Origin of the sequence: Mesotoga sp. BH458_6_3_2_1 (assembly GCF_003664995.1) — a bacterium.
In the GTDB taxonomy this organism is placed as follows: Bacteria; Thermotogota; Thermotogae; order Petrotogales; family Kosmotogaceae; genus Mesotoga.
In genome coordinates, this window is the sequence record NZ_JFHL01000017.1 from 17,149 (window position 1) to 30,428 (window position 13,280).

Sequence of the window (13,280 nt, forward strand, 5' to 3'; positions counted from 1 at the left end):
GATCATCCGGTCTATATTCCAGGGCCTGAGAATTATTCTTCCTGCTTCAGTGCTCTGAGAAAGAGGTGTTTTTGTGATTCTATGGAGTGCGATTACCCGACATAAGACGGAAAATAACGATTCCGCAATCTTCTTAGGAGAAGTCACATCAAGAGCTTTGAGGCAAGGGATGAGTCATGAGCTTCATTGAGAAGGATCTAGTTATTGTTGGTTCTGGAATATCGGGAATCCATGCAGCTTTGGCTGCATCCAGAAAAGGCCTTGAAGTACTGCTTGTTGAAAGGAATGGCTGCGTTGGTGGCATTTCCACTGTAGGCCTATGCAGTCCCTTTATGAGATTCTGGCTTGGGGGCGAATCTCTTGTTTCGGGGATTTTTGGGGAGATCCTGGTTGACCTTCATGAGAGTGGGGGGATCCTCAGAAACTCCTTCGATTCAGAGACTCTTAAGATTATCTTTTTGGAAAAGCTTAGAAAGGCAGGAGTTTCGCTTGTCCTTCATTCGCTACCTACAGAAGTCGTCTCCTCCGAGCGAATAATTGATGAAGTTAGTTTTATTTCCTCTTCGGGAGCCAAGTTCACTGCAAGAGCAAAGATGTTTCTCGATTCAACGGGGGACGCCTCGCTAGCTAAAATGGCAGGTGCCACTCTCTTCTCCGGTAATATTGAGGGTGCACACCAGGCTACAACCCTTATGTTTACAATGAGCAACATCGACTTTGAGATAATTAGAGAGGACGTTCGTCGTAGAAGAAGCAACTTCTTCAAATGGGTGAGACCCGATTCAAAGCCTCTTTCAGTTGCGGGCTACTTCGAGGAGATCGAAAAGGCCAGAAAGAGCGGATTCAACAATCTTCACGACTACTTTTTCTTCGTTGAACTTCCCGGAGAAGACAGAGTATCCATAAACACAACTCACTCGTTCGATAGAGATCCCGTTAATCCTTTTGAACTGAGTCAATCAGTCTTCGAATGCTCTGAGCAGATAGATCAGCTTGTCGCCTTCGTTAGGAAGTACGTTCGGGGATTTGAGAAGTCAAGAATTGAGAAAATCGCAGACGATATAGGAATTCGAGAGAGTAGAAGAGTGAAGGGGCTTTACGTTTTCACTGGAGAAGATGTAAGGTCGCACAGGAAATTCGCTGACGGAGTTGTCAAAGCGACATATGGAATAGATATACATTCTCCTGAAACACAAAAGATTACTCCAGAAATGAGGGACAGTGTTCCTCTCTATTCTGACTACTACGAGATTCCTATAAGGGCACTCATCAGCTGCGATTTCGATAATCTATACACCGCAGGCAGATGTTTTTCAAGTGATTTTGAAGGTCAAAGTGCCGGAAGGATTATGCCTACGTCGGCCGGAATGGGACAGGCTATTGGAGTGGCCTCTGCGATTTCTTTTGAGAGTGGCAGACCAATAAAAGAAATCTCCAGAGATGAAATCAATGGAGAACTTGACAGAATCACTGATAAAAACTCAATCATTTCTCTAGCGGAAATTCTTAAAAGCGACAACTCAAACTAGATATGCTTTTTCTGATTCGGGGAGGCCCAATTTAGACTATTAACTAACAGGAAGTTGTAAATGATCTAGATAATAACTCAGTCAGTGCGCGACAGATATTAGAATTGCAGGCAGTCTTTTCGGCTAAGACAGATCATAGATGGGGATGTGCGATATTGAAGGACAGAGCATCTCTTGATTTGAAAAAGATCCCGGCATTGTGAGGATAAATGAGAATTGATTTCTCCCCAATTATTCGTTTCACGGAGGCTGTCGTAGCTTATCGAATTTCGAGGTGTCATATGAAGAGAGCGTTGGTTCTGGGTGGTGGAGGAGCAAAAGGTGTGGCTCACGTTGGGGTTATTCGCGCGCTTGAAGAGAAAGGGTTCGTTCCTGACCTCATTGTGGGAGTTAGCATTGGTGCGCTAGTCGGGTCGGCATATTCAATATTGGCTGATTCAAGTAGCCTCTGGGAAATTACGTTGAGGACCTACAGAAAGGCGGCCAGATGGCTTTCATTAAAGAAATCAGCGGCAAGAACGCATTCGCCGATCTTGAGTGCGATCGTGTGTGCATATGTGAACACTTTTAGAGAAGTACTTCCCTCCAGGAGATATTTCAGAATTCTTAGGAAGCACTTGGGGGGGTACAGATTCTCCGATACAAAGATTCCTTTTATGTGTACATCTACAATCATGAATTCCGCTGAACTTTGCATCCACAATGATGGAAGTATATATGAAGCTCTTAGAGCTTCAATGGCTATTCCTGGCTTATTCAAACCTGAAGAGAAAGGAGGGCTAATACTTGCCGATGGCGGTATACTGAACAACCTTCCTGTAAGTGTAGCAAGAGAGGCGAACAGCACTTTCGTAGTTGCGGTAGATCTTTCTTCATCTGATGAGGTTACTTCCTTCAATACTTCGAATTCAATATTGGGAATAATAGATGAATACAAAGCCGGTGTGATTTTGCAGAGAGAAATAGCTGCTGCAGATATTGTAGTATCTCCAGTTATGACCAGGAGAATCGATTTGATGGATTCTTCATCCTGTATTGATGTAATGAATGAATCGTATGAAGAAGCGCTCAAATATGATTTTAACGGAGTGACACTTTGAGGATACATGTCGGAGGATACGGTTTTCAGGGCCTCGCCGCTGTGGAGCACATAAATGACCTCATTGGCAAGGGAGAGATGATTCTTAACGGACTGGCGGGGTATTACGCAGTGATTTCAGAGACGCTGGGAGAAAATAAGGCGATGAGCCGGTTATCTGAGTTTGTGAAGAGGTTCTTCAAGACGCTGAAAGTTATGGATGGCTTCACGGTCTCCTCATCGCTAGGGCTGTCGTACAGGCTGCAAAAGGTTCGGCACTGCCGGATCTGGTCCAGACAGAATCGTGTATTCGAGAGCGATGTGAGAGATTTCTTTCTGGAAGGGGTTTCAGGGACCACAAATTTCAGAGCTGAGGTCTTTGATCTTGAAGAACGGACGGTAAAACTTTTCTCGGGAATGGCTAGGGGAGTTGCGGCCTCATGCATTTCTCTCCCCGGTCTTTTCCCGCCTTATATGGATAGATACGTTACCACTACTTATCTTAGCCAGATTCCGGTATCGTTTCTCTCGGATGGAGATATAGTTCTGGTAAACCTTAGAGATCCATCTTCCGGCAGGCTAAAAACAGCTTCAGATTTGCTGTTTCAGTCTATGGAGGTCCGCTCTTTGAACTATGCGAGGGAGATGCTTTCACATTCCAAATGCCAATTAGTAAGAGTTTCGAAGATAGTCTGTTCGGACAGCGCATTTGATTTTTTAGAGAAGTTGAGAAAGAGATTGTAGTTTTGGCAAGTGGTAGTATTGATATGTGTTATTTGCTGTCGGAATAAAGGGGTGAATGGGGGGCAGCCAAATGTTCAAAACAATGGTGATAATCGGCACTCTTCTTGCAATGGGATTCTACCTCGTCAGCGGTACGAAAAAAGGATTAGATGAGTTTGTAACGATGGAGTATGACGGCAGAACGAGACAAAGCATAGTTCATCTACCTCCGACAATAAAAGACGAGGAGTTGCCAGTAGTCTTTGTCTTTCATGGTCTTTTTGGCAATAGTAACTACACAAAGAATACATACGGAATAACGGAAGTTGCAGACAAAGAGGGTTTCATTTCGGTCTATCCTGAAGGGACCGGCCCTCTGAACAGTGTTTTCTTGAGCTGGAATTCGGGGTTCTGTTGCGGATACGCTATGGAAAACAATGTTGATGATGTCTCGTATATTTACGAGCTAGTTGGCGAAATAAGAAACAGCTATCCCGTTGACGAGACTAGAATTTATCTTGTCGGTCTTTCTAATGGAGGTATGCTTGTCTATAGGCTTATGTCCCAGTATCCAGAACTATTTGCAGCTTGTGCCATTGTCTCCTCTTCTCCAGCGGGTGGAACTGATGAAAATGCCGTAGTTATGATAGACCCTCCGGACGTAGGAGTTCCGCTTATAGTGTTTCATGGGATGAAAGATCCTATAATACCCTTTCAGGGAGGTTTTTCGAGCAGCTCCGAAGCCAACGGAATGTATTTTCCCCCGGCAGAAGAGTCTGTGGAATTCTGGGCAACAAAGATGGGAGCAAGTACCCTACAAGAGACACAACAGGAAAATGGACTGGTCATACTGAAAGAGTACACCGGGAAAGACGAGAGAAGTCTTGTCCATTTCTACACTATAACTGACGGTGATCACACCTGGCCGGGAAGAGAAAAGGGGATCGACTCTCTCAGCAGTTCCTCCAATGCAAGCATAAAAGCCAGTGAAATGATCTGGGAGTTTTTTGAAGCCAAGCACCTAGAATGATTTCTTATGTACTTCTAGGTGATATCATTTTACATAGCCAACTCCTGGTTCCTGAAACTTCCCCAATCTGAATCCTCTTCTTATAAGAAACTCGTGAATCTCATTATCGGAATCACTATTGCCAGGAAAGATAGCAGTATCTCCCCCATTATTAGTAACTCTGTGCATCTCGCAGAATTCGGCTGCAAGGAAATCTCCAAAAACGTGCCCCGAGATGACAACATCCGTGAAGTCTTTCTCAAAGGGAATCTCCTCTACCAAGCCATCAACAACATAGAAATTACTTAATCCTTCTACTTTCGCCCCTTTTTTCAAGTACGCCCTCAAAGTTCTCATCGGCTCAACTACGTGAACGACTGATTTTTCCTAGTTCACCGTAACGAATGACAGCCTGCCAGTACCCGCTCACAAATCGACAACTCTCTTGCCACTTAATTTAACCAAGTCTGTCAGTAATTTGTCATTCCATTTCGTGAATTCGAGAGAGTCGTATACAGATGGATCGACGATGTATACAATCCAGTCGTTCGCATTCTTCAGTACTTCTTATTCTGCTTCTCTGATCTCTTCTTTAGATGAGTTTTCCGAGGTTTCTTTCACGATTCTTTCGAATATCTCCTCGGTGTTAGGAAGAACCTTCTTGAAGTACCAGAGGATTTCTGGATTGGTCTTTAGAACTATTGCCAGAGATTGTTAGAATAAATGGTTTCTTGCAAGATGGGAGATATTGTGCTTTTCCAGCAGTAGATGAGTCTTGATGTCAATGTTTTTAACATCGATCCAGTTCAGTGACAAGAAAATCACTCCATTGGATGAATTCTATTATGCGTTGTATCATGATAAAATCTGGATTATCTTTGGTCTTTTTGACGGGAGTTTTTATGAAGCTTAACCACAACAAATTCGAGAGAAGGCTTGGAGTTTTCTTCATGGTTTTGTGGATCGTGATTTTCATCTTCTACTTGACCTGGGACGGGTGGCTTTATGAGTGGCAAGATTGCGGTTACAGTGGGCCAAACCAGCATTTCGATCTCGATCTTCTTGATATGGAATACGAGCGTACTGCTGACGGCGAGATTACTTATTTCTCGACGAACAACTTACATAATTTGATCTATCTGTGTTATCTAATATTCTTGATCGGTTGGTTGGCTCTGTTATTTGGGTGGGAGTGGGCCAAACAGGGGGCAATGGCGACAATGGGAGTTTCTCTTGTTGCGGCGCTCTCAACTCTCGATCTTTCCGACCATATTTACATGCTCCAGATAGTATATGACGTCGTGCATCTTTCGGGAATAGTTATTGGTGCCTACCTCTTTTCGAAATACTATCTGAAGACCTCTAAGAGTTTGCCGATTGTCTTTGGCACGTGGGCAATATATCTTATAAGCCATTTGATGTTCACACCCTGGCCTTTCTGGGAGAAAGTCGGGCAAGCCTATTTCAGTGTTAACCAGATAAACAATTTGCCATTCTTTTTGTTTGGAATCGAGTACGTTCTTGTTGTAGCTATAATACTCTCAGTCAATTTCGTAGTTGAAAAAATGAATTCCAGAACTTCCAATAGAGTCTTAAGAGTACTAATTCCTCTTGGGCTATATTCCCTTTTATGCCTGGTTATGTATTCGATGGGTCTGATAATTGTCCAGGATATGGACATGAGAACCTGTATTATTGGATGATTATGTAATCTTCATCTGCCCCAGTTCGCTTGTTTTTCGAAGTACCTGTACCGCGACAAGTCTTCCTTTGGCATCGTAATATCTTATGGCATCTCTTATATCCTTTAACTCGTCTGGTTTCATCATTATATATTCGTAACCTTCCCAGACCTTCCAGTTCTTCATCAAAACCCTCCTGAAAGAGATTTTCGGTTTCTATGGTAACACGCATAAGATGAGTATGCAGAATTTCCACGAACATAACAATGCGTGCAATTAACTGAATCGAAAGCGAATGAAAGCAGAGAATTTAACAAGAAGGCATCTGCCATCCGGCTGATCACATCTCAATTAACTACGAAGTGATAATCAACCGTAGTTGCGCTAGATTGGAGATTAACTTGACTGATCATAGTTTGTAAGGGATGGAAGAGATGGTAGAATGAGTCTGTAAACGATAAGGATTACGTACTTATTTAATTGACTGTTTCTTTATTCTTCGGCAGCCTTCAAGAGGATCGTTTTGGATCCAGTATTGACTAGTCAGCTTGAAATTTGAACATGTAAACTTAGTGTCGTTGTTTTTAGTCTATATATTAGTTCAATAGTTTGAAGGGAGGGTATTTTATGAGAAAGACTATTCTAGGATTTCTATTACTACTGCTTTTAGTCTTGCCTTGTTCAACTCTTTTCTCAACGGAGACTGAGATGCCTGTTGTTCAGCCCCCTATGGTTGTAACCACTATGGGGCAGAGTCCGGGTGCTTTGATGTTCAGACTGGTGTGTACTAGAAGCCAGATTGCCTGTGTTCAGGAGGATCTCTTGACTGCCGAACAGCTTGCCGAGATGGCGGCAGGAGAAAATGCTCCAAAGACATTGGTCATAACCACAGGAACGAGTCTCAAAGGAATGGGAGCTGCCGGTATTGATATGAATTTCGAGGTGAAAAGGGTTGAAGCTCTTATTTCCAAGGCTAAAGAACTCGGAATGACGATAATTGGTGCACACATTGAGGGAATGGCGCGCCGTGTAGATTCTACTGACGAGAAGTCAATCAACACAGTGATTCCAGAATCAGATCTGATTCTTGTCATTGCTGACAGTGATTCTGATGGTTTCTTCACCAATTACTCTGAAGAGAATGGAATACCTCTAGTGAAGGTTAATGAATCGCTAGAGATTGGACCCGCTCTCAAAGAACTGTTTTAGTAGGAGAGAGCACAACAATGATTCTCTTATCCATCGACCTTTAGGTCGATTCTAAAGGGGGAGTGTGCTAGTGTACTTCCACGCTGGTCTAATACTTGCCGTTATTGCGATCTCGTTTGGGATTGCAAAGGCTCTAAAGTTAAGTGTTGAGCTCTCTATGCTGGTTGCTGCAATTGCAGCGGCGATTGTTCATTCGGGAGGCGCAATTCCTGTTCGTCATCTGGTTGAAGGCTCTTTCACTTATCTTGATGTCTGTTTGATCTTTATTACGGCTACTTTCTTCATGAATCTGATAAAGGAGTCTGGGGGAGTCGCCTTTTTAGTAAGGCGTATAGTTACCGCCTTCCACAAAAGCAGGGCGCTTTGCCTTTTCTTCCTGACCCTGCTCTTATTGATTCCTGGAGCGCTGACTGGATCCGGTGCTACTACTGTTCTTACAGTAGGAACACTGGTAGGTACGGTTCTCACGTACATGGGAATATCCGAAAAACGAGTGGCTGCGATAATTTTTATCTGTGCCGCAATGAGTGCTGCTGCGCCCCCAGTTAATCTCTGGGCCATGATGGCAGCCGCCGGCTCGAACATGCCTTATGTAGGCTTCTTCATTCCGCTTTTAGTACTGTCGCTTGCGGGCTCTCTTTTTGCAATGTTCTTCCTTGGTGGAAAAGGCAAAAAAGTTGAGCTGAGCGAGGCGCTTAAAGAGCTGCCGGAAGCGCCTGCGAAAATGAACTGGGTAAGGGTAGGTATTCCCTTTGTTGTTCTGATCTTCTTAATAATGGCGGGACGAATTTGGCCTCACTCAATTCCTACGCTGGGACTACCGTTCATGTTCGTTGTGGCATCCATCTTTGCGATTTTCCTAAGCCCCAAGAAGCTAGAAATCCTCAAAATCGCTACAAATACCATTAACACTTTGATCCCTCTTGTAGGAATCATGATAGTTGTGGGTATTTTGATACAGATAATGGCTTTGAGCGGCGCAAGGGGATTGATCTCTCTTGCGGTTGTAACGCTGCCTATGTGGGTTCTGTTTGCGGCGCTATGGCTTATTCTACCGGTGTCAGAGGGATTGCTCCAGTACGCGGTTGCGCCGCTTCTTGGAGTGCCCCTTATACTTCTGTTTAACATGAAGGGTATGGACGCAATAATCGCCCTTTCTGCGATGGCAGTAATGTGGCCTGTGGGAGACATTCTTCCTCCTACGGCAGTTGTTGGAAGGGCAACCGTGATGGAGCTCAAGTTCAAAGGTCGCTACTATAAGGATTTTCTGAAAACTTCGCTTGTACCGATGGGGTTCATTCTACTGATTGCTACATTGTTCTTGATATTCAGTAATGAACTTTCCTTCTTGGTTGGCGGGTGATGTCATGGTCGAAAGGAAGTGGTTTTAATGGCTATTCTGTATACAATTATTAGCGTCTGCTACTACTTGATAATTGCTTTTATCATTTTTGTTATAGCTAGAAACTTAGTCAAGACCAAGAGTTTTCAGGAGGCAATCCTCTTTTCCGTCATGCTAATGCCGTTCATTCTGCGAATCTTGAGAATCAAGTAGGGGGTGCTGATATGACTGACAGAAACCTTATGATTGTCAAGATTGTGTCATCGGTTCTGGTCGGAATTGCCCTGATAATCTCGGGAATTGAGTTCTACAACCACCGAAATTTCCAGGAACCGGTTGTCATAGGGCCGGGAGTCACTTCAGTTAAGACTCTCGGTGACTACTATACACCCTTGAAGGGCACCATAAACGATACCAATATATACATTATCGACAGCGGCGTGCCCGGTGGGACGGCCCTGGTAATCGGAAGGTCACATCCTGAAGAACCTGCGACAAATCTAGCTGCCAAGATATTGGTAGAAAATGCAAGCTTAAGCAAGGGAAGACTTATCGTTGCCATAACGGCAAATCAAAGTGCGTCAAGAGTCACAAGACCGGGCGACGCATATCCGATGTACTACACGATTGAAACACCCTGGGGAGAGAGCAAATACAGAATGGGAGACAGATGGTCAAATCCGTTGGATTCCTGGCCAGATCCCGAAGCGTACGTTCACTACCCCAGCGGTCAACTTCTTGCCTACATGGACATACGTAACTTCAACAGAACATGGCCGGGTAGGGACAACGGAATGATAACGGAACAGACTAACTATGCATTCATGAATCTGATCAGAGAAGAGGGAGTAGACGTCTTCGTCGATTTTCATGAGGCCGAGCTGGAGTACCCTGTCATAAGCACGATAGTTGCTCATCAGAAAGCCGCTGATATTGCAGGACTAGCCTCAATGATACTTACCTCATCTGAATTTAGGATTGGCATGGAGTTCTCACCTCCGAGCCTTCATGGGCTTTCTCATAGAGAGGTTGGAGATCATTCCGACGCCATATCTTTGCTGTTTGAGACTCCCGAACCTTTCCTGGATAGGGTTAGAGGAATCACTGACGAGGCACTTCTGTTAACCGGCAAGGATGAATTTGTTGTGACGGCCGGAAAGTACGGCCTTCTATACGAGAAGATCGATGAGAAAGGTTGGCCAATCGATTTGAGAGTCGGCAGACACTGCTCCTCGACTCTCATGGTTCTCGAATTGTGGAATGACTTTAATCCCGGAAAGGAGGTAGTTGTTGGAGGAGTTCCAAGGTACGACGAGGTAGTTAGTAACGGTACCGGCTTTTATTTTCAGGATCCATCCAAAGCAAGTGAGAGCAAGATCTACTTTGAATGACCGGTAATAACATTATTTTGTTGAGCGTTTTTCCTCAAAAGGGAGGGGTTTTTAGGTGAGAAAGCTACTAGTAACGATTGTTCTTGTACTATCAGTTTTCTACACGGGATTGCTTGCCTGTACTGACATCGGAGTCGGCAAACTTGCGACCGTTGACGGGTCGGTTATATCAGCCCAGTCTGTAGACGGTTCATATGACTCCAGACTTCTGATTCAGCCAGCCGCAGACCACGAACCGGGAAGCATGACGCCGGTTTGGGAATGGATAGTCTATGCTGACAGAAGACCGTTGGTTCAGCTTGGTGAGATACCCCAGGTGGAACATACGTATTCATGGATCCAGACTTCCTATCCATTCTCCAACGAAAAGGGTTTGCTTATGGGCGAGACAACACAAGGTGGAGCAAGAGAAACCGCAAACAGCCCGGATGCCATAATGACTATTGAGCAGCTTCAGGCCTTTGCACTCCAGAGATGTACAACTGCTAGAGAGGCCATTGAGCTTATGGGCTCGTTGGCAGTTGAGTATGGCTACAGAGAATCCTGCTCCCGTGGCGAGGGCCTTACAATTGCAGACGGTGAGGAAGTTTGGTGGTTTGAGATCTACGGAGTAGGCCCGCTTTGGAAACCAGGTGATGGCCCTGGAGCGATATGGGCAGCACAGCGTGTTCCGGACGACCACATAATGGTAAATGGAAACGCAAGTATCATTGGTGAGATCGATCTCGAGACGAATCTCCCCCCTGGAGTTTCCGCAGACGACTTCATGATATGTGACAATTATCTCCAGAGCACTATCGAACTCGGTCTATGGACAGAAGGCCAGGAAGGACCATTCATCTGGAAGAAAGTAATTGGTACCATACGTGACTGGAATCCAAGGCTGTGGAGAGTATTTTCGATGTTCCAGCCTTCCGGAAACTGGGAATATGGTGGAAACACTTCCGAGTACCCGTTCTCCTTCAGGCCGGATCGATTGGTTTCGGTTTACGACATTATCGAACTGTATCGTGATGTTATGACTGACACCCCTGGCGATCAGCTTGCTAACGAGGCATGGCTATACAAAGACAGAGATGGTAACGATGTTCTTAGCAACCTAGCGACACCTCAACCTGGAACCGAGATTAGAAATCTTCTGGGTCTTCCATCTAGCCAGAGGTTCATTGGCGTTCAGAGTACGAGCTGTTACTTCATAAACCAGACTAGAAGCTGGCTGCCGCCTGAAATTGGTGCAGTATCTTGGTTTGGACTTGGAAACGGTCACAAAGCAACAGTTGTTCCGATTTACGCAGGTATCACAAGAGTTCCGGAATCCTGGGCGACAGTTAACAGAGGAATTGCCAAGATTGACAGAGACGCGGCCTTCTGGGCATTCTATACCGTTGACAGACTTTCCGCGCAGAGATACGGAGATATGATGCCTAGAATCGATGCAGTCAGAATTCCTCTTCAGCAGAAGATGTACGATATGCAGCCCGCAATCGAAGAGACGGCCCTGAAGCTTTACGAAACTGATAGGGACATGGCTGTCGAATTCTTGACTACTTACACGAATTCTCTAATGGTTGAAGTTGAACAAGCTTATTGGGATCTTGCAGATTCACTTATACTAAGGCTTCCATAAGTGTAAGATTTCAAGTTATTATTCGGGTCGGTCACTGGCCGACCCCATTTTGTGAAAGGGGAGTGAGAAATTTGAGACGTGCACTTATTTTAGTGTTGGTCCTCATTGTCGGTTATGGTGTAACTGCACTGGCATGCACTTCAATACTTGTCGGGAAAGACGCATCTGTTGACGGTTCCACAATGGTAACGCATACTTGCGACGGTAGCTATGATGCAAGGCTGCAGGTAATTGCTGGTGGAGTTCATGAAGAAGGCGAAACAGTCAGCATCTACAAAGGTCTCTGCCAGGCTACTGTTCCCGGGAGAACCGTCAGCTACGTCGGCGAGATTCCTCAGGTTCCTGAGACATACACCTACTTCCACATCGGTTATCCTTTCATGAACGAACATCAGGTCATTATCGGAGAGACTACCTGGAGTGGTGAGAGAGCGCTGAGAAATTCGCAGGGCTGGATGACAATTGAACAGCTTCAGGTTCTGGGCCTGCAGAGAGGCACAACTGCGCGAGAAGTCATCCAGATAATGGGCGAACTCGCAGAGAAGTACGGTTACGGAGATGGCGGCGAAGGTCTGACCGTTATCGATGGTGACGAAGCGTGGTTGTTTGAGGTTTGTGGTCCCGGTCCGTTCTGGTCTCCCGGAAGCGAAGAACCCGGAGCCGTATGGGTTGCACAGAGAATTCCAGATGACCACGTCCTCGTGCATGCAAACAGATCGAGGATTGGCGAGATCGATCTTGAGAACACGGATTACTTCATGGCCTCACCAAATGTGTACTCAACGGCACAGGAACTCGAGTTGTGGGACGGACAGGAACCCTTCGTTTTCTATGCAGCCTACGGTCCAAAGAATGCCTTCTATAACACGAGACGAGAATGGAGAGTTCTCGATCTTCTTGCCCCCTCTCTGGAACTCGATCCCTGGGCAGAAAGATACCCTCTGTCGGTCAAACCAGACAAAAAGGTTTCTGTTCATGATCTTATGATGATCAAGCGTGATCATTATGAAGGAACAGAATTCGATCTCACGGTTGGCCTTGCCGCAGGTCCTTTTGGCAATCCCAACAGATACGCGACCTCTTCCAGCCAAAGGCCAGAAGGTGTCAACTACGACGGCTGGGAAAGAGCGATTTCCATGTTCAGATGCTCATATGTCATAGTTGGGCAGGCAAGAAACTGGATGCCAGATGCAATAGGTGGAGTTACATGGTTCGGTGAAGACGCACCTCACTCAACGGTATACATTCCTTTCTATGCAGGTGCGACAAGCGTTCCCGAATCATTCAGCCAGGGCGCAAGGGATTACTTCGATAGAACTTTCGCATGGTGGGCATTTAACCATGTTTCGAACCTTGCCGATCTTAGATATGATGTAGCCATCGAGATGATCAAAGAGGAATATACGAAGTTTGAAAGTGAGTTCCTTACGAATCAGCCGTTGATTGAAAAGGTTGCGCTTGATCTTTACAAGAGCAATCCAGAAGCAGCGATTGATTTCATCACGAACTACAGTAACGGTCTCGCTAACAGAGTTGTAGATAGATGGTGGAAACTGGCCGATGAACTCATCTACACACTGAACGATGGTTATGTAAATGGTTCTACTGCAGGTTACCCAACCTGGTGGCTTGAAGAAGTAGGATACGGAGCAACAACACAGAGATAGAGTAATTATTCGTTGAGAAGGGC

The 13,280-nt window shown here is 45.2% G+C and carries 12 protein-coding genes and 1 pseudogene; 11 read left to right on the forward strand and 2 right to left on the reverse strand.

Annotation, left to right across the window (positions count from 1 at the left end):
- Positions 1 to 176: 176 nt before the first annotated feature.
- The 4 genes from Y697_RS08590 (at position 177) to Y697_RS08605 (ending at position 4,360) form a co-directional block, all read left to right on the forward strand.
- A complete protein-coding gene (locus tag Y697_RS08590; RefSeq protein ID WP_121551217.1) occupies positions 177 to 1,529 on the forward strand; it encodes an FAD-dependent oxidoreductase in 1,353 nt (450 codons plus the stop codon).
- Positions 1,530 to 1,810: 281 nt separating this feature from the next.
- Entirely contained in the window at positions 1,811 to 2,629 is an 819-nt protein-coding gene (locus Y697_RS08595) for a patatin-like phospholipase family protein (protein ID WP_121551218.1), read from the forward strand.
- The gene (locus Y697_RS08600; protein WP_121551219.1) at positions 2,626 to 3,351 is read left to right on the forward strand and encodes a hypothetical protein; all 726 of its coding nucleotides are present in this window, start codon (positions 2,626 to 2,628) and stop codon (positions 3,349 to 3,351) included. Before Y697_RS08595 ends, Y697_RS08600 begins: the two co-directional genes overlap by 4 nt.
- Positions 3,352 to 3,421: 70 nt before the next feature.
- A complete protein-coding gene (locus tag Y697_RS08605; RefSeq protein WP_121551220.1) occupies positions 3,422 to 4,360 on the forward strand; it encodes a PHB depolymerase family esterase in 939 nt (312 codons plus the stop codon).
- A 24-nt stretch (positions 4,361 to 4,384) separates the two neighbouring features.
- On the opposite strand, the pseudogene Y697_RS08610 reads toward Y697_RS08605, so the two are convergent.
- A pseudogene (locus tag Y697_RS08610) lies at positions 4,385 to 4,702 on the reverse strand (methyltransferase domain-containing protein); the annotation flags it as partial.
- A 539-nt stretch (positions 4,703 to 5,241) separates the two neighbouring features.
- On the opposite strand from Y697_RS08610, the gene Y697_RS08620 reads away from it, so the two are divergent.
- Positions 5,242 to 6,042 (forward strand): hypothetical protein, encoded by an 801-nt coding sequence (locus tag Y697_RS08620; protein ID WP_121551223.1) that lies wholly within the window; start codon positions 5,242 to 5,244, stop codon positions 6,040 to 6,042.
- Here the strand turns inward: Y697_RS08620 and Y697_RS14685 are convergent, their stop codons facing one another.
- The gene (locus tag Y697_RS14685; RefSeq protein ID WP_183083762.1) at positions 6,043 to 6,207 is read right to left on the reverse strand and encodes a hypothetical protein; all 165 of its coding nucleotides are present in this window, start codon (positions 6,205 to 6,207) and stop codon (positions 6,043 to 6,045) included. It lies immediately after the preceding gene.
- A 441-nt stretch (positions 6,208 to 6,648) separates the two neighbouring features.
- Between Y697_RS14685 and Y697_RS08625 the strand changes: the two genes are divergently transcribed.
- The 6 genes from Y697_RS08625 to Y697_RS08645 all read left to right on the forward strand — a co-directional run bounded on the left by Y697_RS08625 (position 6,649) and on the right by Y697_RS08645 (position 13,257).
- The gene (locus tag Y697_RS08625) at positions 6,649 to 7,230 is read left to right on the forward strand and encodes a DUF6305 family protein (protein WP_121551224.1); all 582 of its coding nucleotides are present in this window, start codon (positions 6,649 to 6,651) and stop codon (positions 7,228 to 7,230) included.
- Between the two features lie 70 nt (positions 7,231 to 7,300).
- The gene (locus tag Y697_RS08630; protein WP_121551225.1) at positions 7,301 to 8,593 is read left to right on the forward strand and encodes a C4-dicarboxylate ABC transporter; all 1,293 of its coding nucleotides are present in this window, start codon (positions 7,301 to 7,303) and stop codon (positions 8,591 to 8,593) included.
- 27 nt (positions 8,594 to 8,620) lie between these two features.
- Complete coding sequence (locus Y697_RS14690; RefSeq protein ID WP_183083763.1) at positions 8,621 to 8,785, forward strand: hypothetical protein; 165 nt, start codon at positions 8,621 to 8,623, stop codon at positions 8,783 to 8,785.
- A gap of 11 nt (positions 8,786 to 8,796) precedes the next feature.
- Positions 8,797 to 9,963 (forward strand): succinylglutamate desuccinylase, encoded by a 1,167-nt coding sequence (locus Y697_RS08635; RefSeq protein WP_121551226.1) that lies wholly within the window; start codon positions 8,797 to 8,799, stop codon positions 9,961 to 9,963.
- A 55-nt stretch (positions 9,964 to 10,018) separates the two neighbouring features.
- Positions 10,019 to 11,590 carry a dipeptidase gene (locus Y697_RS08640; RefSeq protein WP_121551227.1) on the forward strand — a complete coding sequence of 524 codons (1,572 nt, stop codon included), beginning with the start codon at positions 10,019 to 10,021 and terminating at the stop codon, positions 11,588 to 11,590.
- Between the two features lie 71 nt (positions 11,591 to 11,661).
- A complete protein-coding gene (locus Y697_RS08645) occupies positions 11,662 to 13,257 on the forward strand; it encodes a C69 family dipeptidase (protein ID WP_121551228.1) in 1,596 nt (531 codons plus the stop codon).
- Positions 13,258 to 13,280: the final 23 nt, after the last annotated feature.